Below are 22,668 nucleotides of genomic sequence, written 5' to 3' on the forward strand. Positions count from 1 at the left end.
TCTTCAAGGAGTTGTGCATGAGCGACAATCAGGCTGACCTGATCGTCCACGCCCGCTGGATTGCCCCGGTCGCGCAGGACAACGCGCCCAGTGCCGAGGTACTGGAAAACCATGCCCTGGTCGTCCGTGACGGCCAGATTGTCGACCTGCTGCCCAGCGCCCTGGCCAATGAGAAATGGCAGGCCGACACGGTCACCCGGCTGGACAGCCACCTGCTGGTCCCCGGCCTGATCAATGCCCATACCCACGCGGCCATGAACCTGCTGCGCGGCATCGCCGATGACCTGCCACTGATGACCTGGCTGGAAAAGCATATCTGGCCGGCGGAAGGCCAGTTCGTCAGCGAGCAGTTTGTGTTCGACGGCACCCGGCTGGCGGCGGCGGAGATGATCCGCTCCGGCACCACCTGCTTTGCCGATCAGTATTTTTTCCCGGCCAGTGCCGCTCGCGCCACCGTGGAAGCGGGCCTGCGCGCCAGCCTGTTCTGCCCGATCCTGGATTTCCCCACCCCCATGGGCGCCGGCCCGGAGGACTACCTGCGCTTGGCCACCGATGCCATGGACGAGTGGCGCCACGATCCGCGCATCCAGATCGGCTTCGGCCCCCACGCGCCCTATACGGTGTCCGACGGCCCCCTGCAGAAGGTGCTGACCCTGGCCGAGGAACTGGACGTGCCGATGATGATGCACGTGCACGAAACCGCCGGCGAGATCCAGATGGCAGTGGGCAACACCGGTGATCGCCCGCTCACTCGCCTGAAGAACCTGGGCCTGCTCTCCCCCCGCCTGCTGGCGGTGCACATGACCCAGCTCACCGAAGACGAAATCGCCCTGGTGGCAGAAACCGGTACCCAGGTGGTGCACTGCCCGGAATCCAACCTGAAGCTGGCCAGCGGCTTTGCGCCGGTGGAAAAACTGCGCAAGGCCGGCGTTAACGTGGCCCTGGGCACCGATGGCGCCGCCAGCAACAACGATCTGGACATGATCGGCGAGGCCCGCACCGCCGCCTTTCTTGGCAAGGGCGTGAGTCTCCAGGCAGATGCCCTGCCGGCCAGCGAGATACTGCAGATGGCGACCCTGAACGGGGCCCGCGCCCTGGGCCGGGACGACCAGCTCGGTTCACTGGAAATTGGCAAACAGGCGGATATGGTGGCGGTGGATCTGAACCGACTGGAAACCCAGCCGGTCTATGATCCGGTGGCGCAACTGATCTACGCCGCCAGCCGCGACCAGGTGACCCACACCTGGGTGGGTGGGCGCTGCCTGATGGACAACCGCAAGCTCACCACCCTGAATGAAGCCGTGATCCTCAAGAATGCCCAGCAGTGGCAGGAAAAAATCGCCGGAGCCGACCGTGACTGAACAGCAACCACAGATTCCCCCCTCTACCCAACAGAATGTAGACGCCGGCGAAATCGCCAAATTCAACGCCCTGGCGGAGCAGTGGTGGGACCCCAATTCCGAGTTCCGCCCGCTGCACGACATCAACCCGCTGCGTCTCAATTACATCGACGAGCGCGTCAGCCTGCCCGGCAAGAAAGTCATCGACATCGGCTGCGGTGGCGGCCTGCTGTCCGAGGGCATGGCCCGGCGCGGCGCCGAGGTCACCGGCATCGACATGGGTGAAGCGCCCCTGGCAGTGGCACGCATCCATGCCGAACAGGCCGGGGTACCCGTGGAATACCGGCAGATTCCGGCGGAGCAGATCGCCGAGGAGCGGCCCGCCCAATACGACGTGGTTACCTGCCTGGAAATGCTGGAACACGTACCAGATCCATCATCTGTGATCCGCGCCTGTGCCACCCTGGTAAAGCCCGGTGGGCAGATTTTCTTCAGCACCATCAACCGCAACCCCAAGGCGTTTCTGTTTGCCATCGTCGGCGCCGAGTATGTGCTGCGCCTGCTGCCCCGCGGCACCCACGAATACGCCAAGCTGATCAAGCCTTCGGAGCTGGCCGGCTGGGCCAGGGACGCGGGCCTGGAAGTACAAGACACCACCGGCATGGTCTATAACCCGCTGACCCAGGTGTACAAGCTGAACCGGGATGTGTCGGTGAACTACCTGATGCACGCGGTTAAAGGAAAGTTGCAAGTTAAAAGTTACAACGCGCACAAAAAACTGCTGCCAAACGAATAGCGACTGAGCCGCGCCGCCAGCCATAAACGCGGCGACAATCTAAGCACTTGGCACTGCACTTCTCGCGTTGAAACTTGCAACTTGAAACTTGCACCCCCAACAGGAATTTTCATGAACAAGCTTGAAGCCGTTTATTTCGACCTGGACGGCACCTTGATTGATACCGCACCGGACTTTTATACGGTGCTCAATACCCTGCTGAAACAGCATGGCCGCCCAGAGGTCAGCTATTCTGCGGTGCGCGCCAATGTGTCCAATGGCGCCCGCGCCCTCACCGAGCTGGGCTTTGGGGTGGGGCCGGAGGATGCGGAATTTCCGCCCCTGCTGGACGAGCTGTTGAACGCCTATGAGCAGCATCTGGCCGTGGATACCTGCCTGTTCGCCGGCATGGCGGAAACCCTGGACTGGCTGGATGCCAACGGCCTGCCCTGGGGCATCGTGACCAACAAGCCGTCACGTTTCACCGGGCCGGTACTGGCCGGACTCAACCTGGACCAGCGCGTGGGTGCGGTGATCTGCCCGGACCATGTCAAACAGCGCAAGCCGGACCCGGAAGGCCTGCTGATGGCTGCCCGGCAGGACCGGGTGAACCCGACCCACTGCCTCTACGTGGGCGATCACCTGCGTGATATTCAGGCCGGCCAGAATGCCGGCATGGCCACCGCGGTGGCGGCCTTTGGCTATATCGATGCGGATGATGACCCCCACGGCTGGCAGGCCGATTATTATCTGGAACAAGGCAGCGATCTGTTACCCCTGCTGCATACGATGAACACAAGGAGTCATGCATGAGCGAATTATCATCCGTGAATGCAAAAGCATTGGCTTACCAATGCCCCACTGATGCTTTCAAGGACCGCATCATTCTGGTCACCGGCGCCGGCGCCGGCATCGGTCGCTGCGCCGCCCTGACCCTGGCCCGTCACGGCGCCACGGTCATCCTGCTGGGTCGCACCCCGGAAAAGCTGGAAAAGGTCTACGACGAGATCAAGGCCGCCGGTGGCCCGGAGCCGGCCCTGGCGCCAGTGAACCTGGCGGTGGCCCGCCCGGAGGACTTCCTGGAACTGGCCGGCCTGTTCGACAAGGAATTCGGGCGTCTGGACGGCATCCTGCATAATGCCTCCGTGCTTGGCGACATTACCCCGCTGGAGCGCTACGGTGTCGGCACCTGGGATTCAGTGATGCAGGTGAACGTTAACAGCGCCTTTTACCTGACCCAGGCCATGCTGCCCCTGCTGCGCGCCAGCGAGGATGCGCGCCTGCTGTTCACCTCCTCCAGTGTTGGCCGCAAGGGCCGCGCCTTCTGGGGTGCCTATGCCGTCTCCAAGGCCGCCACCGAAAATCTGGCACAGGTACTGGCTGAAGAGCTGGAGAACACCAGCAACATCCGCGTTAACACCCTCAACCCCGGTGGCACGCGCACCGACATGCGCGCCCAGGCCTACCCGGGCGAAGACCCGCAGACGCTGAAAACCCCGGACGAAATCATGGCCCCCTACCTGTTCCTGCTCGGCCCGGACAGCCGAGACGTGAACGGCGAGTCCATCGACGCGCAGCCGAAATAACACCCGGCTCCGTAGAAGCGTAGCGCAGCGGAGCAACGACCAAAGGTCGGCCCGAAGGGTGAGCGCAGCGAATAACGTCGCTGGCGGCGCGATAGAGGTCAGTTACAAGTTTCAAGTGACAAGGTGCAACGCGAAAAAAGCCCAATAGCTATTCAAGGCATGAGCTCCGCGCAGGAGCCTGAATCGCGGGTACGGCTCCGGAAATTGGTGAGACCTTGACCGCGCCTTGCAACTTGTCACTTGAAGCTTGCTCCTGTTTTTCATCGCGCCGCCAGCGACGCTCCTACGTCAAACGCCAGCACCCTACCCGACAATACGCTTCCTTGTTCCCATTGACCGTTTCGCCGGGGATTGCCGTAACGCGGCCACCCCCTGCGCCAAAGCTCTCCCTTATCCTGCAAGAGCGTGCTAAATGTACCGCTCATAACAAGAATGCGGCATCAGGGAGACCACCATGCGCACCCCAATCACCCTTTTCTTTCTCGTCAGCCTGCTGTGCTCATCACTGAGCGCTGCCAACCTGACTGAAGCCCAGAAGAAACAGCTCCAGACCCTGCTCCCCGGGGTGACGCTTAACGACGCCACTCTCGAACAACTGGAGGATGTTTTCTATACCCGGGAAATGCCGGTACGCAATCGCCTCAAGGCTATCAGCCAGATGGTCGGGTTGGACCAGATGCCTCCCGGCAGCACCCTGAAACGCACCATCTGCATCTGGGATATCGGCGGACGCAACGGCCTGGTATTCAATGCTGCCATGGAGCAGCGGGCGCTGGCTCTGGAGTACGGCATCAACCTGGAGATGGTGCCCTATACCAACGAAAGCGTGATGGTGGACGAGTTCAAGGCTGGCCGCTGCGATGCCGCCCTGATGAGCGGCCTGCGTGCCCGCCAGTTCAACCTCTACAGCGGCAGTGTGGACGCCATCGGCGCCGTGCCGACACAAAAGCATATGCACACCCTGCTGCAGGTGCTCGCTCACCCGAGACAGGCCGGCCATATGGTGCAGGGCGATTATGTGGTGATGGGCATCTACCCGGCCGGCGCCGCGCACATTTTCGTTAACGACAAGAGCATCAGCTCCCTGGCCAAGGCAGCCGGCAAGCGCGTTGCGGTTCTCGACTATGATGAGACCCAGGCGGAGATGGTGGCGGCCATTGGCGCTACGCCGGTGACCACCGATATCGTCAGCGCTCCCAACAAGTTCAACAACGGCCAGATTGATATTCTGCCCGCCCCCTTGGTCGCTTATGAACTGCTGGAACTCTATAAAGGCATGAGCCCGGATGGCGGCGTGGTGGACTACCCCCTGACCCAGCTCTCCATGCAGTTAATTGGACGCCTGGACAAGTTTCCCAACGAAGTGGCACAACTGATCCGCGAAGCCTCCTTCGAGGCCTACCCCGAAGTCATCAAACGCATAGAACAGGAAACCCGCCGGGTCCCCGAGCGCTGGATGATTGCAATTCCGGACAAGGACAAGCGGGAATACGAAGTGATGATGCAGGATGCCCGCGATGCATTGCGCGCCCAGAAATATTACAGCGCCGACATGCTCAGCCTGCAGCGCAAAATTCGCTGCAAATTCGACCCGGCACGATCCGAGTGCAGCATCACTGAATAACCTATGACACGGCGCCATGTTGGCGCCGCGTACAATTGTCATACAGGCGGTAAAACTTCACCCCCCTTCTGCATGCTATAAGCATGGCAACGAATGGCAAAGGAAACGTCATGGGGATTTATCGCACCCTTATTATGGGCCTTTTGGGCCCCGCTCTGCTGTCACTGGCAAGCACCAGCCAGGCACTCACACTGACAGCCAAGCAGCAACAACATCTTGCCGAAGCCCGCAAGGAAATGGGCTTGGGCCCGGACGACATGCTCAAGCGGCACATCTGCTTGTGGGATCTGTCCGGCCGCTCCGGCCCGATTTTCAACGGCGCCACCAACCTGCGTCTGGATTTGCTGCGCTATAAAATTGATATCAGCCTGGAAGCCTTTACCAACGAAGGCGCCATGGTCGCATCATTGAAAAATGGCCAATGTGACGCCGCGCTGATGAGTGGTTTTCGCGCCCGGCAGTTCAACCGTTTTAGCGGCACCATCGACGCTATCGGCGCTTTGCCGTCACTGGAACACATGGACATGCTGATGAAGTCCATCGCATTGCCCCAGCTCAGCAAAAACATGGTCAGCAACAAATACCAGACCCTTGCTGTCACCCCGGCCGGCGCAGCCTACTTGTTTGTCAACGACAACAAGCTGAACTCCCTGGAACGGGTCGCCGGCAAAAAGATCGCCGTACTCGATTTTGATCCGGGCCAGTCAAAGATGGTTGCCCAGATCGGTGCGACTCCAGTAGCCACGACCCTCGCCACTGCACCCAATCAGTTCAACAACGGCAGCGTGGATGTGCTTCCCGCACCACTGGTGGCCTATCAGGTACTGGAACTCTACAAGGGCATGTCACCGGATGGGGGCATTGTTAATTACCCGATCGTGCAACTCACCGCCCAGCTGATTGGTCACACTGACCGTTTCCCCCCGGCGTTTGCCGCAGTAATCCGGGAAGTGGCAGCCGACAGCTTTTCCTCTATCCAGACAGCGCTGGAAAAGGAAGCCGGGCAGATTCCCAAGCATTGGTGGATTGAAGTGGATGGCAATGAAAAGCTGCAATACGACAGCATGATGCGCGCAGCACGGCTGAAATTGCGCGAAACCGGCTACTACGATGCCACCATGCTGAAGATCATGAAGCGTATTCGCTGCAAGCTGGACGCCCAGCGACCAGAGTGCAGCCAGGAAACGGAATAACACTCCCACCACCATCATCCACAGTTGGCACCGCGGCCAGCCACCCCGGCTGGCCAGCCAGCGACTCGCCGGTCACGACTGTCACAATGGGCATTCAATCTGAAGTTGCCACTTCGCATTCAAACAATAATATGCCCATGGAGGCCCGCGTGAAATTTTTCCGCCATCTGCTCATTCTTCCCCTGCTGATCGGCGCACTCACCGCCCACGCAGATAACTCACTGAACCTGTCACCTGCGCAACAGGCTGAGCTGGAAAAGTTTGCTCCTGGCGTATCGCTTACCCCCGAGCTGGCTGAAAAGCTGCGCGCCATTGCCTACGACCAGAGCCGCAGCCTCGACGACCGCATCGAAGCGATGCAGAAAGTGGCCGGCTTCAGCATGGGCGAACCACTGAAACGGCGGATCTGTATCTGGGATATCGCCGGTCGTGCCGGCCCCATCTACAAGGCCGCCGAAGACCAGCGCACCCGGCTGCTGGAATACGGCGTGGATCTGGATATTCAAGCCTACACCAGCGAAAGCGTGGTGGTGGAAGACCTGAAAGCCGGCATCTGCGATGCGGCCCTGATCAGCGGCTTGCGCGGACGCCTGTTCAACAAGTACACCGGCACCATCGATTCCATCGGCGGCGTTCCCAGTGACGAGCATATGAAGATCTTGCTGCAGGTCATGGCCAATCCGAAATCCGCCGACAAGATGGTCAGTGGTGAATATGTAATTCTCGGCCTGGCCTCTGCCGGTGGCGCCTATGTTTTCGTCAACGACAGAACCATCAACACCCTGGCCAATGCAGCGGGCAAACGGGTCGCAGTGCTGGACTATGATCCCACTCAGGCGGAAATGGTGTCACAGATCGGCGCCACCCCGGTGGCCTCGGACATCGTTTCTGCCCCCAACAAGTTCAACAACGGCGTAGTGGATGTGCTGGCAGCCCCCCTGGTGGCCTATGAAGTACTGGAACTGTACAAGGGCATGTCGCCGGACGGCGGCATCATCAACTACCCGCTGGCGCAAATCACCATGCAGCTGATCGGTCGCAAGGACAAGTTTCCCAACGAAGTGGCGCAGCTGGTTCGCGAAGAATTCTTCAACAGCTATCACCTGATCAAGGAACGACTGGACCAGGAAGCCGCCAAGGTACCGGATCACTGGTGGATCGAGATTCCGGATTCTGACAAACGGGAATACGAAACAATGATGCAGGAAGCACGCCTTACCCTGCGTGAGAAAGACTATTACGATGCCGATATGCTGACCCTGCAACGCAAGATCCGCTGCAAGCTCAATCCGTCGAAAGGAGAATGTGCGGATCCGGTGGAATAAAAAACAGCTTCAAGCTACAAGCCTCAAGCTACAACGCGGGCAGGGTCGTGCCAACCACATAACTCCCTGCCCGCGTTTTTTGTGGGAGGCTGCTTGCAGGCGAATCGAGGTAGCTAGAGGACAAAGGCCAAAATTTATCCGCCGTTCTTTCTGGAACTTGTAGAATCCTGAGATTCCTGATCGCCCTCCGGGCGATTTCCGCGCAAGCGCCGTTCGCGGTCGAACGACCGCTCCCACAGCAGCTTCGCAGAAATACCAATGTTTTGGGAACTTTTTGGCCTGCCCAATCCAAAAGCGTAGCTCGTAGCTCGTAGCTCGTAGCTCGTAGCTCGTAGCTCGTAGCTCGTAGCTCGTAGCTCGTAGCTCGTAGCTCGTAGCTCGTAGCTCGTAGCTCGTAGCTCGTAGCTCGTAGCTCGTAGCTCGTAGCTCGTAGCTCGTAGCTCGTAGCTCGTAGCTCGTAGCTCGTAGCTCGTAGCTCGTAGCTCGTAGCTCGTAGCTCGTAGCTCGTAGCTCGTAGCTCGTAGCTCGTCCGGGCGATTTCCGCGCAAGCGCGGTTCGCATGTCGTAGATCCCCTGGGGGACAAGCATGGGCTCCCACAGCGGCTGCTTCTGTAGACATCCCGGAACTTGAGGAACTTTTTGGCTTTGCTCGTGAGCTCGTAGCTCGTAGCTCGTAGCTCGTAGCTCGTAGCTCGTAGCTCGTAGCTCGTAGCTCGTAGCTCGTAGCTACCTTCTAGTGCAAAAATCCGCCCGGCATATCATCAATGGCCCCGAACATGTCCACGCGGTTATCGCTGAACATGTCCATTTCCGGCGCCAGCACCTGTACATAACGGTCGAAGTAAAGGAACTGTTTGAGCAACAGGGCAAATTCGCGGGGGAAACGGATGCCGTGGCCTTCGCCGATTTTCACCAGGTCCATGAGCAGGCGGTTGACTTCCTTGTCGTTGCGGTCGGCCTGCACCAGGGCAGACGGGTCAACCTGACCCAGCGCCCCTTGCAGGCTTTCGATATCCCGCGCCAGCGCTTCCACATCCACTTCTTCGCGGGTCATGCCGATGATCGCCATGGCTTCCGCCATCTGCCGGACATCACCCCGGCCGATGGCATCAAAGAATTTGGCCATGCCATCCCAGGCCTCGCGGCGAATGCGACCGACAATACCGAAATCGATAAAGCCGACTCGACCATCCTCCAGCAACATCAAATTGCCAGCATGGACATCCGCATGGAAGAAATCACACAACATCAGGCTGGAAAACCAGGTATTCAGGGCTGAGATCAGGGTTTCCGCCGGATCATCAGTATATTGTCTGAGCACATTCATGTCGGTCAGGGGAACCCCGAAGAAGCGCTCCATGGTCAGCACCTTGCCGGTGGTGTGGGACATGACCGGATCCGGTGCCACCGCCGAGGTATTGCCGGTATCACGCAGGAAAGCATTGAACGCCTGCAGATTGTGGGCTTCCTTGATGAAGTCACATTCTTCCAACATGCCGGCCTGTAACTCCTCAATGACACCGGAAATGGCAGAACGGGACAGCCCCGGTGCCAACCGCTCGGTCACCCGGGCAGCAAAGTAGAGAAAATTGAAATCCGTCAGCAGCACATTACGTACACCGGGCCGCTGAACTTTGATAACCACATCCTGTCCGTTTTTGAGCTTTGCCGCATGAACCTGCGCAATGGACGCACTGGCCAATGGCTTGGGGTCAACCGACTGATATAGCGACTCCAGCGATCCGCCCAGCTCTTTTTCGATGGTTTCACGGATATAGTGAAACGGCAGTGCCGGGGTGCGATCCAGGCAACGCTGGAATTCCACCACGTACTCTTCCGGGAAGATTGATGGGGAGCTGGCAATAAACTGCCCCAGCTTGATGTAGGTAGTACCCAGGGATTCGAAGGTGGTACGCAGCAAAGCCGGTACTGGCGGGCGATCGCCGAGCATCCAGTTGAGCCCCTGCCGCCCCACTACCCCGAGCGTTTCCAGGATGCGCAGGCCACCACGGGCAGTATTCATGGCGAGAGAAACACCGCTTCTCTCGCCAGCCAGCCAGGCTTTCATGTCTTTGATGTCAGTGTAATCAGTCATAATAAAGTCTTACTTTCCCGGTGGATGCGCAGCACAACGTAACGTATTCCATCATAAAGCAAATTTATTGTTTGTAATTGCTTGCAGGCTTTTTTGTAATTGCCGCTTGTGCCAATAGACAGACTTTCGTACCTTTGATCGCGCTAATCCGAGAACAATAACAAGGAGCTATAGAATGGGTTCTCTGACCTTGACAAAAATGCTAGGACATTCCCGTCTGGCCCTGGTAGGGGGCGCCATCCTGGCTCTGCAAGGCTGTGGCGTCATCTACAAGACAACCGGGGACGTGCTGATCAGCTTCGGCCGCTCCGAGATGCTTCCCTACATGCTCACCTTTGACGATGTGCGCATGGCCTGTGTCACCGGCGAGGCTCAAACCCCGCTGCTGATGGCCTTCGAGCGCGTCGGCTCACATCCAGAGAAGCTGGGCGCCATGGTCTTCACCACCGCTGCCACCTGTGCAGAACAGATCGCCATTGACGCCGAGCTGCGCTACATGCGTGGCGTCAAGGATGGCAACGTGAATGAAGCCCAGGACGCACGCATCGAACAGAAACGCTGGTCTGCCATTGCGGCTGATCGCCAGTACACCGCCTACAAGAACATGAAGACCGCCTTCGGTGAACAGAAAGAGGGCGAATGCCCTAAGCTGAAAACCGATTTCGACGAGCTGGTGTGGATGGTCGGCAACATCTCCGGTGTCCAGGCCCTGCTCAATGACGGTGCCTCCGACGGCGCCGTGGGCGTACCCCGCGATCTCGCCGCCAAGGTAGAGCGCAACATGAAGTGCCTGGATAACGACAAGTGGTGGGGCGTACCGCGTGGTACCCGTGCTGCCGTCTGGAACCTGTTGCCCATGCTGGCTCCGGCCAATGCCGAACCGTGGAAAGAGCTGGAAGCCTCTGCCAAGGCCGGCTTTGATGGTGGCGTCCGCCTGGGCAGCGCCCTGTATGCCATGAGCGCCTTCAGCAAGGGCGACGACGAACGTATGCGCAAAGCCATTCGTGACTTTGCCGCCAACGACCAGAATCTGGATCCGGAATACGCCATGATGGATGCCATTGCCGGCTTCATCATCACTGGCATTTCCGACCGGGAATGGACAGAAAATACCGGTAAGCGCACCCCTATTGGTGGGCTTGGGACTTTCTGGGATGACGCCGCCAAATCCGGACCGGCGGTCAATATTGACGATTTGCTGTAAGCCTGTTTGCGGCCCCTTGGGGCCGCTTTGAATTAGATTAAGAAGTAACCAGGAGACAAGCCATGCGCTATTTGAAGGCGTTTACCACAGCAGCCACTGCTGCACTTGCATTGACACTTAGCCCCGCCCAGGCCGCCGAAAAACGGTCCATGTGCGTATTTGATATCATCGGTGCCAACGGTGATATCTATAACATCATGAAGGACTACAAGACCGCCGCCCTCGGTTGGGGTGTGGATCTGGAGCTGAAACCCTACACCGATGAAAAAATCGCCTCCGAAGATCTGAAAGCCGGCCAGTGCGATGCTGCGGTACTCACCGGTATCCGTGGCCGCCAGTTCAACAACTACACCGGCAGCCTGGACTCCATCGGTGCCATCCCCTCCTACGATGCCATGCGCACCGTGATCACCGTGCTGGCCAGTGGCAACCCCTCCATCAACGAGAAGCTGGTTTCCGGCCCCTACGAAGTGGGCGGCGTTGCCCCCATGGGTGCCGCCTACCTGTTCGTGAAAGATCGCACCATCGACACCGTGGGTGAGCTGTCCGGCAAATCCATCGCCGTACTGGAATATGACAGCGCCCAGGCCAGCATGGCGTCCCGGGTTGGCATGTCTCCGGTAATGTCCGACATCACCAACTTCTCCGGCCGCTTCAATAACGGTTCCGTGGACATCTGCTTTGCGCCGATTGCTGCCTACTCTGCCCTGGAACTGTACAAGGGCATGCAGCCGGATGGCGGCATGATCGATTATGTACTGGGCCAGCTGACTGCCCAGGTCATTCTCAAGAAAGACCGCTTCCCGGATGGCTATGCTGACAGCTCTCGTAAGTACATGCTTGGCCAGTTTGACCGCGCCATGACGGTGATCGAGAACGCCAACAACGAAGTCGACAAGAAGTGGTGGATTCGTATCCCCGAGGCCGACAAGCTGCGCTATGACGAAATGATGCGCGAAGCCCGCATCGCCCTGACCAATGATGGCGTTTACAGCAAGGATATGATGTCCCTGCTGCGCAAGGTGCGCTGCAAGGAAGAGCCTTCCCGCGCCGAATGCGTCAATCCGGTCGAGTAAGCGCAGTACCGATCAAAGTGGGGCCCGGGTGGCCCCGCTTTTCTCCAGCGACCTATTTTCTGTCACCCGGCTCTTCTCTGCCGGGTAGTCAAGGTGTTTACACTGCCCTGGAATGCGGCGAACAAGGCTTGAGGGCCCAAGGGTTGCCTCTTTCCCGCTCCCTAAGGCGGTATAACAATAACCGGGTGCACAATGGACAAACCTTCTTCTATGAAAGTGGCGAACCGTTCCGTCGGTGAATGGTTGGCATCGCTACCAACCCTGATTCTCCTGTTGCTGACGGTGTTTCTCGCATCAGGGGAAGTTCTTCACTCCCAGCTGCTGAAAATCGGCGAAAACACCTGGGAAGGCTACTTCAAGTTACGGGGTGCCGGCATCCTTCAGGAGCCGACCTGTAATCCGGACGCCAACCTTGATGACCAACTTGAAGCGGCCATCATCAGAAAGAAACAGCAGATGGCTGACGATCCTCTGGCCGGCATGTTCGGCACCGAGGTAAACGAAGACGCTTTGCGTCAGTCACTGGAAGCTTCCCAGCAAATCTGCCGTGAGAAGTGGGCCACCTACACCATGGTGCAGGAAAAGGTCACCCCCGGCGTGATTGCTTTCCGGACCCTGGAAGGCGGCGTGGCCAAGGTAGTGACCTCTCTGGGCCACTACAAGCGACTGCTGCTGTGTATCCTGGTCATTATCTGTGCCGCCACAGCCACCCTGACCCGCCACCATATTGCCCTGCGCCCGGCGCAAACCCGCAAGGACCATTTCGTATCCAGCCTTGGCCAGCTTTCCGCTAATGTGATGCTGCTACTGTCCGCCTGGATCTACCGTGGCGAGGAAGTCAGCGCCATGGCCGACGGGGTTCAGGTCAACCACTTTTACCTTCACCAGTTCTGGATCGCCGGTTTTGCCCTGCTGTCCCTGGCGGCACTCTGGCAGCTGATCAAGCCGCCCAAGGACCTGGAAGAAGGCGGCAGCTGGGGCAAGGCCCTGCTGACCATTCCGCTGTACAGCTTCATGTGTATCACCGCTGGCATCCAGTTCGTCAGCCAGGGTTACTACCACGGTATCAGTGTATATCTGGGCATGATGATGGAACTGTCCACCCTGTTCCTGAGCCTGGCCCTGTATATCTGGATTGGTATGATGCTGCGCCAGACCAAGATGGCCCATCTGGTGTTTGACGTGCTGCGTCCGTGGAAGATGTCCCCGGAACTGATGTGTTTCGTGGTGCTCGCGGTTACCGCGATCCCCACCGCCTACACCGGCGCTTCCGGTATCTTCGTTATTGCCGCCGGTGCCACCATCTACAACGAACTGATCCGTGCCGGTGCCCGCAAGCAACTGGCCCTGGCCGCCACCGCCATGTCCGGTTCCATGGGTGTGGTACTGCGTCCCTGCCTGCTGGTAGTGATCATCGCTGCGCTGAACAACTCGGTAACCACTGATGAACTGTTCACCTCCGGCCTGAAGATCTTCGGTCTGTCGCTGCTGCTGTTCTTTATCTACAGTCAGTTTGCCCGTACCGAAGCGGCTCGCATCGCACCGTTCTCGGAAGCCGTACCAGCCAGCATCAAGCGTCTGGTTCCATTAGTGCCCTACGTGATCATCATGGGCACCGTGGTCGTATTCTTCCGCGATGTCCTGGACACACAGCTCAACGAGAACTATGCGCCGATCATTCTGCCGGTGATGCTGCTTGCCATTCTCAGCTACGAGAAACTGAGCAATAAGGCCCTGCATCTGTTCACCATCGTGCTGGTTCCGCTGCTGGTGTACTCCCTGTACAACCTGACCGGTATCAATGCGGCTTTGGAGGCTGGCAATATCCCCACCGGCACTTCTGCCGAGGATCTGGAAGCCCTGTTCTGGGGGCTGCTGTGGCGCAACCTGCTGCTTGGCGCGGCAGTCGTGCTCTACTATGTGCTGAAGCAACCCACAGAAGACCCGGATTATCGGGAAGAACCCGGGGTTGGTGACCGACTGGAAAACTCCCTGCGCTTTGCCACCAATGAAACCACCGGCCACATTGGTGCCCTGCTGATGCTGATGGCCCTGTCCGTGAGTGTCGGCGGTATCATCGAGCGCTCTGGTGTCATGGAGAACCTGCCGGAAACCTTCGCCAACGTCTGGCTGGCCATGACCCTGCTGGTAGTCACCATGGTGATCATCGGCATGATCATGGACCCCTACGGGGCGGTGATTCTGGTGAACGCCACCATTGCCCAGGTCGCGTTCGACAACGGTATTGCACCGTTGCACTTCTGGATGATCACCCTGGTGGCCTTCGAATTGGGTTACCTGTCACCACCAGTGGCACTAAATCACTTGTTAACACGTCAAGTGGTGGGTGAGGCAGAAGTGGAATCCGCCAAGCTCAAGGAAGGCAGCTTCTTCCGTCGCTATGAGAAGTTCCTGCTTCCCATCGCGGTAATGCTGACTGCCCTGCTGCTTGTGTCTTACGTACCGTTGCTGTCCGATACAGTTCACGAGTACATGTTCCAGAAGATCGAGGTCGGTGGCTAAACCCTGCGCTGATCTCTGATCTCAAAAAAAAGGAGCCTCGGGCTCCTTTTTTTTGCCTGTCTTTCCCGCTTTCCCCCTTCAACTTCCTGTCCCTGCTGGGCTTTGCTATATTCCCGGACGCGCGATTGATCAAAAAACAACAAGGACAAACACCATGATGGCCAGCTTGCGTCTCAGACAGCGTACCGCCCGCGAATGGTTTTCCTCCCTGCCTGCCCTCATTCTGCTGTTAATGACCATTTTTCTGGCCTCAGGAGAAGTCATCCACTCCCAGCTGCTGAAAATTGGTGAAAACACCTGGGAGAACTACTTCCAGCTACGCGGGGCGGGGATACTCGGTGAGCCCTCCTGTAACCCGGATGCGAATCTGGACAGTGAACTGGAAAGCGCCATTGCCAGAAAGAAACAACGGATGGCCGATGATCCGCTGGCCGGGATGTTTGGCACCGAAGTTGACGAAGACGCGCTGCGCAAGTCTCTCGAAGCGTCCCAGAACATCTGCCGGGAGAAATGGGCGACCTACAAGATGGTCCAGGAAAAAGTGACCCCCGGCGTGATTGCCTTTCGCACTCTCGAAGGCGGTGTAGCGCAAGTTGTCAGCACCCTGGGCGATTACAAACGCCTGCTACTGTGCTTGCTGGTCATCATCTGCGCGGCGACCGCAACCCTTACCCGCCATCATATTGCCCTGCGCCCGGCACGAACCCGCAAGGACCACCTGGTTTCAACCCTGGGGCAACTCACGGCCAATGTTCTGCTACTGGTTTCTGCCTGGGTCTATCGCAGTGAAGAAATCAAGGCGATGGCCGATGGCGTTCAGGTGAACCATTTCTACCTGCATCAATTCTGGATCGCCGGTTTTGCCCTGCTGACGCTGGCCTCGCTCTGGCAGCTGATCAAGCCCCCGAAAGATCTGGAACAAGGCGGCGGCTGGGGCAAGGCCCTGCTGACCATTCCGCTGTACTCCTACATGTGCCTCAGCGCCAGTATCCAGTTCATGTCGCAGGGATACCTGCATGGCACCAGCGTCTATCTGGGCATGATGATGGAGTTCTCCACCATGTTCCTCAGCCTGGGACTCTATATCTGGGTTGGGATGATGCTGCGGCAGACGAGAATGGTACATCTGGTCTTCGATGTGCTGCGCCCCTGGCGCATGTCGCCGGAACTGATGTGCTTTGTTGTTCTGGCCGTCACCGCCATCCCCACGGCCTATACGGGTGCATCCGGGATTTTCATTATTGCCGCTGGTGCCACCGTCTACCATGAGCTGGTCCGTGCCGGTGCCCGCAAGCAGCTGGCCCTGGCCGGCGCCGCCATGTCCGGCTCCATGGGGGTGGTACTGCGCCCCTGCCTGTTGGTGGTCATTATTGCGGCACTGAACAATGCGGTCACCACCGATGAACTGTTTACCTCCGGCGTTAAAGTCTTCGGCCTTACCCTGATCCTGTTCTTCATCTACAGCCAGTTCGCCCGTACTGAGCCGGCACGCATTGCGCCCTTCTCGGAAGCGGTTCCCGCCAGTCTGAAACGGCTTTTCCCGTTGCTGCCCTATGTGATTGTGATTGGCACCGTGATTGTTATTTTCAGAGACATTCTCGGCACCGAGCTGAACGAAAATTATGCGCCGATCATCCTGCCAATGTTGATGTTGGCAGTGTTGATCTACGAGAAATTCAGCCGCTATTTCCTGCACTTGTGCGCCCTTGCATTGGTGGTGCTTCTCATCCATTCAAGCTATGACACCTGGACACTGGCCAAGGCGCTGGAAGCCGGCAATGTGCCCACCGGCACCTCCGAGAACAAGCTTTCCGATACCATTACCGGCCTGTTCTGGCGAAATCTGATACTGGCGGCCAGCCTGTTTATTCACTACCTGATCAAACCCACCGGGGTGACATCCGATCTGCCCGCCGACGAGGAAGGCGTTGGCACCACCCTGGAAAGCTCGCTGCGCTTCTCCACCAATGAGACCACCGGTCACATTGGCGCCCTGCTCATGCTGATGGCACTGACAGTGAGCATGGGCGGCTTGCTGGAACGCTCCGGGGTGATGGAAGCCCTGCCGGAAACCTTCGCCAACGTCTGGCTGGCCATGACCCTGCTGGTGGTCACCATGGTGATCATCGGCATGATCATGGACCCCTTTGGGGCCGTTATCCTGGTCAACGCCACCATTGCCCAGGTGGCATTCGATAACGGGATCGCGCCACTACATTTCTGGATGATCAGTTTGGTGGCCTTTGAGCTGGGCTACCTGTCACCCCCTGTGGCACTGAACCATTTGCTGACACGCCAGGTGGTCGGCGATGATGAGGTGGAAAGCGCCAAGGTCAAAAACGGCTCGTTCTACCGGCGCTATGAAAAATACCTGTTGCCCATCGCGGTCATGCTCACAGCGCTGCTGCTGGTTTCCTATGTACCGCTGATGTCCGATTCCGTGCACGAGTACATGTTCCAGAAAATCGAGTTTGCCGGCTAACCCCGCGCCGATCTCGAAGCCCAGCAACGAAGGAGCCCGTAGGCTCCTTCGTTTTTCCTGCTATTGCTCCCCCAAGGAGTGCTTCGCCCCCTGAAACGCTCCAGGAAAGAAATAAGGTACTGGCCCGATACCAGTTTCCTATCGTCGGCGAATAACTGATACTGTAAAGTATCCGGATAAATCAGGGAGATGGCTGATGAACAAAACGCAGGAGACCCGGACTCCACGGGAAACCGAACCCTTGCCGAAAACGGTCAAACCCGCTCTGCTGTTTCTTCTGTTCCTGGCAGGCGTAGTCGCTACCATGGCGATTGCAGCCTATGCGGTGGACAGAATGATTTACGGATAAATCCTATGGCAACAGCAATGGACAATCGTCGTTTCCCCCGCATCTCGCGCGAAGAAAACCTGGCGCTGACCTTGCTGCCCAGCCAGTCCGGTTCGCTGGACCCGGCCGACCGTCTGTACCTGACCACCCACGACATTTCCCTGGCCGGCATCAGTATCGAACTGCCAGCACCCATCAAGCCGAATACGGATGTGGAGCTTTGGGTGGCATTGCTGGAAGAGCATGGCACCTACCACCTTTACGGCACCGTCGCCTGGTGTGCCGCTCCGGAGGGCCAGCTCCTGGCGGGCATTGCACTGGATCTGGAACGGGCAGACGGTCGCCTGTGGGCCGCCCACTTCGATGACGACGGCTTCTTCAGTGACTGAATCGCTGTTCCAGCGCGGCAGTCAGTACCAGCAGTTTCGCCCCACCTACCCCACCTCCCTGTTCCAGTGGCTGGCCGACCAGAGCGCCGGCAATGACTGTGCGCTGGATCTGGGTTGTGGCAGCGGTCAGGCCAGCCGGGGCCTGGAGCCCTGGTTCCGGCAGGTAGTGGGGGCAGACATCAGCCATGAACAGTTACTGGCCGCCCCCGCCTCGCAGAGCCACTATCTGGTCAGCCAGGCGCATCGACTACCGCTGGCAGACGCCAGCCTGGACCTGATTACCGTCGCCCAGGCCTACCACTGGTTTGATCAAGCCGCCTTTCAGGCCGAAGCTTCGCGCGCCCTGCGCCCCGGTGGCGTGCTGGCCCTGATCAGTTACGGGGTCTGTGAGGTGGAGGGGCTGGAAGGCATGATCCGGGACTTTCACGACGGTCCGCTGGCCCCCTGGTGGCCCGCTGAGCGGGCCCAGGTGGTGGCCGGCTATCCGGATGCCAGTCTGCCCTGGCCGGTACTCCCCTACCCTGGCGACACCATCACCCGCGACTGGACGGCTAGCGACATGCTCGGCTATCTGGACACCTGGTCCGCCCTGGTCCAGGCCGCCCGAGCCGGGAAATACCCGCTGGCTGCCTTCGCACCAAGCTTGAGACAGGCCTGGGGGAACGAACTGCGCACGGTACGCTGGCCGTTACGGTTACGCGCCTGGCGCAAACAGTGAACAGTGAACAGTGAACAGTGAACAGTGAACAGTCTCAGACTGCGATCTGAGGTAACACTATCAAGTCTTTTGTTGTTCTTTTCCAAAAAGACAGGCCGTGCCCAAAGGCTGGGCGCGGCCTCTTGCCTTCCAGATCAAAACATCGCCAACTCGCGACGCTGTTAACTATTCACTGTTAACTGTTAACTATTTAGCTGCTTCCGGAAAATGCTCCGCCAGCAGGCCAGCCAGGCGATCCAGCCGTTTGCGGCGGCGGGCCAGGCCGAAGACGTTGAGCAGGCGGGTGGCCCAGGTGAAGGCCGTGACCAGGGTATCGCCACCCCGGCGGGGGATCACATGCACGTGCACATGGGGCACGTGCTGATTGGCTGCGCGGCCATCGTTAACCACAATGTTGTGCGCCTTTACCGCCAGCCCGGCCCGTTTCTGGGCCATGATCGTGCGGCGGGCCAGATCCATCAGATGATTGGTCAGGCTACCGTCCAGCTGCTCCAGCAAGGGAGCATGCTCTTTGGGAATCACCAGACAATGGGCTTCGCGGATCGGAAAAAGGTCCAGGATGACCATGGCCTGCTCATCCTCATAGACCACACTGGCTGGCAGTTTTCCCTCGCGGATCTGGCAGAAAATGCACTCGCTCATTGTGGGTCAGCCACGCCGATCTGCTTGCGGCGCTGACGCCACAGCTCCAGCGCAGCCACGATCAGCGCCACCACCAGCATGGCCAGCAACGGGCCACCCGCACGCCACAAGCTCACATCGTCCTGGGCAAGCCCGTCAAACAGCGTCACCACCCAGGCCGGCGCCCACTCGTCGTGCTGTGGCGACACCGACCACGGGGTCAGCAACAGTGCTGTCAGCAGGATACGCAAAGGCACCTTGCCCCAAACGGCCAGCGGCCGGGTCAGCCACCACCAGACAAAAAGCACAGCCACACAGCCCAACAAATACGCCAACCAGCCCCACATATACGCTTCCGTTGTCACAATGACTCCCAACTCAATGCTGATAGAGTAACCCGCCTTTTGCGGGCCAGGAGCGACACCTAATTTCGCCAGGCTCGCCCTACTCTATCCAGTGAATAATATGCTCTTCCCAATCGTCTTCATGTACAAGCTGCTCGGAGACAACGCGCCCGGCCACGCTGATTCCTGCCTGCCTGACCGTGCCCGCATCGCCACTGATCAGCGGGTGCCAGTCGGGCAGTGGCTGGCCGTGGGCTCGAAGCCGATAGGCGCAGCTGGACGGCAACCAGGCAGTATTTCGCGCCACCGCCTCGGTGACCTGAATGCAATCCGGCACCTTGCGAAAGCGGTTATCGTACACCCGGCACTGGCATTTTTGGCTATCCAGATAACGACAGGCCAGATTGGTGAAGGCCAGCTCGCCACTGTCCTCATCCTGCAACTTCACCAGACAGCAACGGCCACAGCCGTCACACAGGGCTTCCCACTCCGGTTTCGACAACTCCCCCAGAGGCAGTTCCCAGAACCGTTCACGCAGACCCTTCTCAGGCATCCGGCCCTGCCGGTTTGTCAGGATGGCCATCGGCCATGAACATGTCTTCATCCGGTGGCGGCGGCATTTGCAGGTAAAACCCCTTGATGCGGATGTCGTCCATGACTTTGGCGACCTCGGCCCGGGCCAGAGGCCGGTCCGGGCTGAGAATCATGTCGCTCACATGCACCGGTTTGCCAAACTGCTTCAACAGCACCTCGGGCAGATTCCCGGTTCCCTTCTGCCTATCCACATACAGGTACATGCCAGCCTTGCGGCGACTTTTATAGATCGAGCAGAACAGCTTGCCCTTCAACATCAAAGCAACTCCAGTAAGGGCTTGGTAACGATGTCATGGCGCCAGCCGGTAAGTGGCTCGGGCACCTGATCCGGGTGGCGGATCAGGGACTCCAGCCAGCGACGACGCATCAGCACATCCGGTTTCATGTTCATGGACTCGGCAATCTCGCCGACCCGGTTACGCAACACCTTGGCCAGTTTTTTCTGGCGAGGATCCGGCGGGCCGGGCAAAGGCTCCGGCGGCGTGCCGCGTCGGCCCTCTGCCAGCAATTCCAGAATGGTATCACCATCGCGACGCACTACCTTGGGATGCAGGCCCAGGTCCGAAAACAGGCCCCGGTCGCTGCGGGTGGAGCGGGCCAGATCCAGTAGCTGGGCGTCCTTGAGCACAAAGCCCTTGGGCAGGTCCCGTTCCCGGGCCATGCGATCCCGCCAGGGGGTCAGCACCGCCAGCACCGCCAGCGCCTGACCCTGAAGCAGACCGGCGCCTTTCACATTGCGCCAGGCCTTTTCCGGCGCGGTTACCGCCTGGGCCTGGGCCAGCAGCCGCTCGCATTCTTCCCGCCACCAGCTTTCACGGCCCAGGTTTACCAACCGGCCCCGGAGGATGTCGGTCACCTCGGGCAGGTATTTCACATCATCCTCGGCGTAGAGCAACTGCTCCTGGCTGAGTGGCCGCTTGAGCCAATTGGTGCGGGTGGCGCCCTTGGGCAGTTCGACTCCGAGCAGCATCTGCACCACCTTCTGGTAGCCCAACTGCATGTCCTCGCCGGTGAGAGCAGCGGCGATCTGGGTATCTTCGATGGCCGCCGGGTAGTCACCGCTAAACGCCGCGATGGCCTCCAGATCCTCGGAGCAGGCATGCATCACCAGGGTGTGCTGCTGAAACAGGGGCGCCAGATCCGGGCCGCTCGCCTTGGTGGTATCGATCAGCCGGATCTGCTCACCATCGTGAACCTGCACCAGGGCCAGTTGCGGCCAGAAGGTGCGCTCGCGCATGAATTCGGTGTCCAGGTACAGGGGCGTTGCCGCCGCCAGCCCGGACTGCCAGGTGGAGATGTCGTCGCTGTTGTCGCACCAGAGATAAGCCATGAAGTCGCCTGAGTCTGAATTGGCGACGATTATACGGGCTCCGGGCGGCATATTTCAGCAACGTACGCCGTCGATGTGGGATTTATCCGCTGTTCAACCGGATAACCGCCACCTGGCAGTGTGAAAAATTGCATCACCGGCATCGGACAAGAGCGAAATATGCAGGCCCACGCTCAATTTCCCGGCGCTTTTCTGCTACGCTTTGCGCCGCACTGAAAACCGCACAGGAATAACCCATGAGCACGAAACTGGTACTGGTCCGCCATGGCCAAAGCGTTTGGAACAAGGAAAACCGTTTCACCGGCTGGAAAGACGTGGATCTCACTGATCAGGGCCGCGAGGAAGCCCGCAAGGCCGGCGAATTGCTGAAAGAAGCAGGCTTTGAGTTCGATGTGGCATACACCTCCGTGCTCAAGCGCGCCATCCGCACTCTGTGGTCCATTCTCGACAACATGGATCAGATGTGGATTCCGGTGATCCGCGACTACCGCCTGAACGAACGCCACTACGGCGCCCTCCAGGGGCTGAACAAGGCGGAAACCGCCGCCAAGTACGGCGACGATCAGGTGCATATCTGGCGCCGCAGCTACGACACCCCGCCGCCGAAGATGGAGCGCGATGATGAGCGCTACGCCGGCAACTTCCGGGTCTACCAGGGCCTCAGCGACAACGAGATCCCCCTGTCCGAAAGCCTCAAGGACACCGTGGATCGCTTCGTGCCCTACTTCGAAAGCGAGATCAAACCGCAGATCGAAGCCGGCAAGCAGGTACTGATCTGCGCCCACGGCAACAGCCTGCGGGCACTGGTGAAGTATCTGGGCGACATTTCCGACGAGGAAATCGTCAAGCTCAACATCCCCACCGGCGTGCCAATGGTCTACGAGCTGGATGACAACCTGAAGCCCATCAAGAACTACTACCTGGGCGACGCCGAGGAAGTGGCCAAGGCCGCCGAGGCCGTTGCCAATCAGGGCAAGGCGTAAGGGACGCTGGACACCTGACGCCAGAGGCTTGACGCAAAAGCCCGATCCGGGAAACCGGCTCGGGCTTTTTTGTGGACAACCATCTCGTAGGAACGGAGCGTAGCGGAGTAACGCATGCAGTTCCGTGCGGGTGAGCGT

The 22,668-nt window shown here is 59.0% G+C and carries 21 protein-coding genes; 15 read left to right on the forward strand and 6 right to left on the reverse strand.

The genetic code is table 11. The features are described 5' to 3' along the window. The first annotated feature begins 17 nt into the window (after positions 1-17). The 7 genes from KZ772_RS06380 to KZ772_RS06410 all read left to right on the forward strand — a co-directional run bounded on the left by KZ772_RS06380 (position 18) and on the right by KZ772_RS06410 (position 7,843). Positions 18-1,361, forward strand: coding sequence for a TRZ/ATZ family hydrolase (locus KZ772_RS06380; RefSeq protein ID WP_290538981.1), 1,344 nt, complete (start codon positions 18-20; stop codon positions 1,359-1,361). Beyond that, a complete protein-coding gene (gene ubiG / locus KZ772_RS06385; RefSeq protein ID WP_290538982.1) occupies positions 1,315-2,136 on the forward strand; it encodes a bifunctional 2-polyprenyl-6-hydroxyphenol methylase/3-demethylubiquinol 3-O-methyltransferase UbiG in 822 nt (273 codons plus the stop codon). The genes KZ772_RS06380 and ubiG overlap by 47 nt, the downstream gene beginning before the upstream one ends. A 111-nt stretch (positions 2,137-2,247) precedes the next feature. Next, a complete protein-coding gene (locus tag KZ772_RS06390) occupies positions 2,248-2,928 on the forward strand; it encodes an HAD-IA family hydrolase (protein WP_290538983.1) in 681 nt (226 codons plus the stop codon). Beyond that, complete coding sequence (locus tag KZ772_RS06395) at positions 2,925-3,701, forward strand: YciK family oxidoreductase (RefSeq protein WP_290538984.1); 777 nt, start codon at positions 2,925-2,927, stop codon at positions 3,699-3,701. Before KZ772_RS06390 ends, KZ772_RS06395 begins: the two co-directional genes overlap by 4 nt. A gap of 454 nt (positions 3,702-4,155) precedes the next feature. Beyond that, positions 4,156-5,325 (forward strand): putative solute-binding protein, encoded by a 1,170-nt coding sequence (locus KZ772_RS06400; protein WP_290538985.1) that lies wholly within the window; start codon positions 4,156-4,158, stop codon positions 5,323-5,325. Between the two features lie 110 nt (positions 5,326-5,435). Beyond that, the gene (locus KZ772_RS06405; protein ID WP_290538986.1) at positions 5,436-6,518 is read left to right on the forward strand and encodes a putative solute-binding protein; all 1,083 of its coding nucleotides are present in this window, start codon (positions 5,436-5,438) and stop codon (positions 6,516-6,518) included. A gap of 149 nt (positions 6,519-6,667) precedes the next feature. Then, the gene (locus tag KZ772_RS06410; protein ID WP_365870935.1) at positions 6,668-7,843 is read left to right on the forward strand and encodes a putative solute-binding protein; all 1,176 of its coding nucleotides are present in this window, start codon (positions 6,668-6,670) and stop codon (positions 7,841-7,843) included. A 733-nt stretch (positions 7,844-8,576) separates the two neighbouring features. Here KZ772_RS06410 and KZ772_RS06415 read toward each other — a convergent pair. Beyond that, positions 8,577-9,911 carry an AarF/UbiB family protein gene (locus tag KZ772_RS06415; protein ID WP_365871180.1) on the reverse strand — a complete coding sequence of 445 codons (1,335 nt, stop codon included), beginning with the start codon at positions 9,909-9,911 and terminating at the stop codon, positions 8,577-8,579. Between the two features lie 202 nt (positions 9,912-10,113). Between KZ772_RS06415 and KZ772_RS06420 the strand changes: the two genes are divergently transcribed. The 7 genes from KZ772_RS06420 (at position 10,114) to KZ772_RS06450 (ending at position 18,658) form a co-directional block, all read left to right on the forward strand. Then, entirely contained in the window at positions 10,114-11,142 is a 1,029-nt protein-coding gene (locus tag KZ772_RS06420; protein WP_290538988.1) for a hypothetical protein, read from the forward strand. A 62-nt stretch (positions 11,143-11,204) separates the two neighbouring features. Then, positions 11,205-12,218 (forward strand): putative solute-binding protein, encoded by a 1,014-nt coding sequence (locus KZ772_RS06425; protein ID WP_290538989.1) that lies wholly within the window; start codon positions 11,205-11,207, stop codon positions 12,216-12,218. A 192-nt stretch (positions 12,219-12,410) separates the two neighbouring features. Further along, complete coding sequence (locus KZ772_RS06430) at positions 12,411-14,741, forward strand: TRAP transporter large permease subunit (RefSeq protein WP_290538990.1); 2,331 nt, start codon at positions 12,411-12,413, stop codon at positions 14,739-14,741. Between the two features lie 154 nt (positions 14,742-14,895). After that, positions 14,896-17,223, forward strand: a complete 2,328-nt coding sequence (locus KZ772_RS06435; RefSeq protein ID WP_290538991.1) for a TRAP transporter large permease subunit — start codon at positions 14,896-14,898, stop codon at positions 17,221-17,223. Between the two features lie 196 nt (positions 17,224-17,419). Further along, positions 17,420-17,572: a hypothetical protein gene (locus KZ772_RS06440; protein WP_272962188.1), complete on the forward strand. Its 153-nt coding sequence runs from the start codon at positions 17,420-17,422 to the stop codon at positions 17,570-17,572. Between the two features lie 5 nt (positions 17,573-17,577). Continuing rightward, the gene (locus KZ772_RS06445; RefSeq protein WP_290538992.1) at positions 17,578-17,940 is read left to right on the forward strand and encodes a PilZ domain-containing protein; all 363 of its coding nucleotides are present in this window, start codon (positions 17,578-17,580) and stop codon (positions 17,938-17,940) included. Then, positions 17,933-18,658, forward strand: a complete 726-nt coding sequence (locus KZ772_RS06450; RefSeq protein WP_290538993.1) for a class I SAM-dependent methyltransferase — start codon at positions 17,933-17,935, stop codon at positions 18,656-18,658. Before KZ772_RS06445 ends, KZ772_RS06450 begins: the two co-directional genes overlap by 8 nt. A 186-nt stretch (positions 18,659-18,844) precedes the next feature. On the opposite strand, the gene KZ772_RS06455 is transcribed toward KZ772_RS06450, so the two are convergent. The 5 genes from KZ772_RS06455 to rnd all read right to left on the reverse strand — a co-directional run bounded on the left by KZ772_RS06455 (position 18,845) and on the right by rnd (position 21,547). Beyond that, positions 18,845-19,300, reverse strand: coding sequence for an HIT family protein (locus KZ772_RS06455; RefSeq protein ID WP_290538994.1), 456 nt, complete (start codon positions 19,298-19,300; stop codon positions 18,845-18,847). Further along, on the reverse strand, positions 19,297-19,644 hold the full coding sequence (locus tag KZ772_RS06460; RefSeq protein WP_290538995.1) for a hypothetical protein: 348 nt from the start codon (positions 19,642-19,644) through the stop codon (positions 19,297-19,299). The genes KZ772_RS06455 and KZ772_RS06460 overlap by 4 nt, the downstream gene beginning before the upstream one ends. 79 nt (positions 19,645-19,723) lie before the next feature. Continuing rightward, on the reverse strand, positions 19,724-20,176 hold the full coding sequence (locus KZ772_RS06465; protein ID WP_290538996.1) for a YcgN family cysteine cluster protein: 453 nt from the start codon (positions 20,174-20,176) through the stop codon (positions 19,724-19,726). Further along, positions 20,169-20,474 carry a YcgL domain-containing protein gene (locus KZ772_RS06470; RefSeq protein ID WP_290538997.1) on the reverse strand — a complete coding sequence of 102 codons (306 nt, stop codon included), beginning with the start codon at positions 20,472-20,474 and terminating at the stop codon, positions 20,169-20,171. The genes KZ772_RS06465 and KZ772_RS06470 overlap by 8 nt, the downstream gene beginning before the upstream one ends. Then, positions 20,474-21,547 (reverse strand): ribonuclease D, encoded by a 1,074-nt coding sequence (gene rnd, locus KZ772_RS06475; RefSeq protein ID WP_290538998.1) that lies wholly within the window; start codon positions 21,545-21,547, stop codon positions 20,474-20,476. The genes KZ772_RS06470 and rnd overlap by 1 nt, the downstream gene beginning before the upstream one ends. A 236-nt stretch (positions 21,548-21,783) precedes the next feature. On the opposite strand from rnd, the gene gpmA reads away from it, so the two are divergent. Beyond that, positions 21,784-22,530 (forward strand): 2,3-diphosphoglycerate-dependent phosphoglycerate mutase, encoded by a 747-nt coding sequence (gene gpmA / locus KZ772_RS06480; RefSeq protein ID WP_290538999.1) that lies wholly within the window; start codon positions 21,784-21,786, stop codon positions 22,528-22,530. Positions 22,531-22,668 lie beyond the last annotated feature (138 nt).

Origin of the sequence: Alcanivorax sp. (assembly GCF_019431375.1) — a bacterium.
Classification (GTDB): Bacteria; Pseudomonadota; Gammaproteobacteria; order Pseudomonadales; family Alcanivoracaceae; genus Alcanivorax; species Alcanivorax jadensis_A.

Bases quoted from the DNA above. Each gene is read 5' to 3' on its own strand.
- KZ772_RS06380 (WP_290538981.1), top strand. From the start codon at position 18: ATGAGCGACAATCAGGCTGACCTGATCGTCCACGCCCGCTGGATTGCC.
- ubiG (WP_290538982.1), top strand. From the start codon at position 1,315: ATGCCCAGCAGTGGCAGGAAAAAATCGCCGGAGCCGACCGTGACTGAA.
- KZ772_RS06390 (WP_290538983.1), top strand. From the start codon at position 2,248: ATGAACAAGCTTGAAGCCGTTTATTTCGACCTGGACGGCACCTTGATT.
- KZ772_RS06395 (WP_290538984.1), top strand. From the start codon at position 2,925: ATGAGCGAATTATCATCCGTGAATGCAAAAGCATTGGCTTACCAATGC.
- KZ772_RS06400 (WP_290538985.1), top strand. From the start codon at position 4,156: ATGCGCACCCCAATCACCCTTTTCTTTCTCGTCAGCCTGCTGTGCTCA.
- KZ772_RS06405 (WP_290538986.1), top strand. From the start codon at position 5,436: ATGGGGATTTATCGCACCCTTATTATGGGCCTTTTGGGCCCCGCTCTG.
- KZ772_RS06415 (WP_365871180.1), bottom strand. From the start codon at position 9,911: ATGAAAGCCTGGCTGGCTGGCGAGAGAAGCGGTGTTTCTCTCGCCATG.
- KZ772_RS06420 (WP_290538988.1), top strand. From the start codon at position 10,114: ATGGGTTCTCTGACCTTGACAAAAATGCTAGGACATTCCCGTCTGGCC.
- KZ772_RS06425 (WP_290538989.1), top strand. From the start codon at position 11,205: ATGCGCTATTTGAAGGCGTTTACCACAGCAGCCACTGCTGCACTTGCA.
- KZ772_RS06430 (WP_290538990.1), top strand. From the start codon at position 12,411: ATGGACAAACCTTCTTCTATGAAAGTGGCGAACCGTTCCGTCGGTGAA.
- KZ772_RS06435 (WP_290538991.1), top strand. From the start codon at position 14,896: ATGATGGCCAGCTTGCGTCTCAGACAGCGTACCGCCCGCGAATGGTTT.
- KZ772_RS06440 (WP_272962188.1), top strand. From the start codon at position 17,420: ATGAACAAAACGCAGGAGACCCGGACTCCACGGGAAACCGAACCCTTG.
- KZ772_RS06445 (WP_290538992.1), top strand. From the start codon at position 17,578: ATGGCAACAGCAATGGACAATCGTCGTTTCCCCCGCATCTCGCGCGAA.
- KZ772_RS06455 (WP_290538994.1), bottom strand. From the start codon at position 19,300: ATGAGCGAGTGCATTTTCTGCCAGATCCGCGAGGGAAAACTGCCAGCC.
- KZ772_RS06465 (WP_290538996.1), bottom strand. From the start codon at position 20,176: ATGCCTGAGAAGGGTCTGCGTGAACGGTTCTGGGAACTGCCTCTGGGG.
- KZ772_RS06470 (WP_290538997.1), bottom strand. From the start codon at position 20,474: ATGTTGAAGGGCAAGCTGTTCTGCTCGATCTATAAAAGTCGCCGCAAG.
- rnd (WP_290538998.1), bottom strand. From the start codon at position 21,547: ATGGCTTATCTCTGGTGCGACAACAGCGACGACATCTCCACCTGGCAG.
- gpmA (WP_290538999.1), top strand. From the start codon at position 21,784: ATGAGCACGAAACTGGTACTGGTCCGCCATGGCCAAAGCGTTTGGAAC.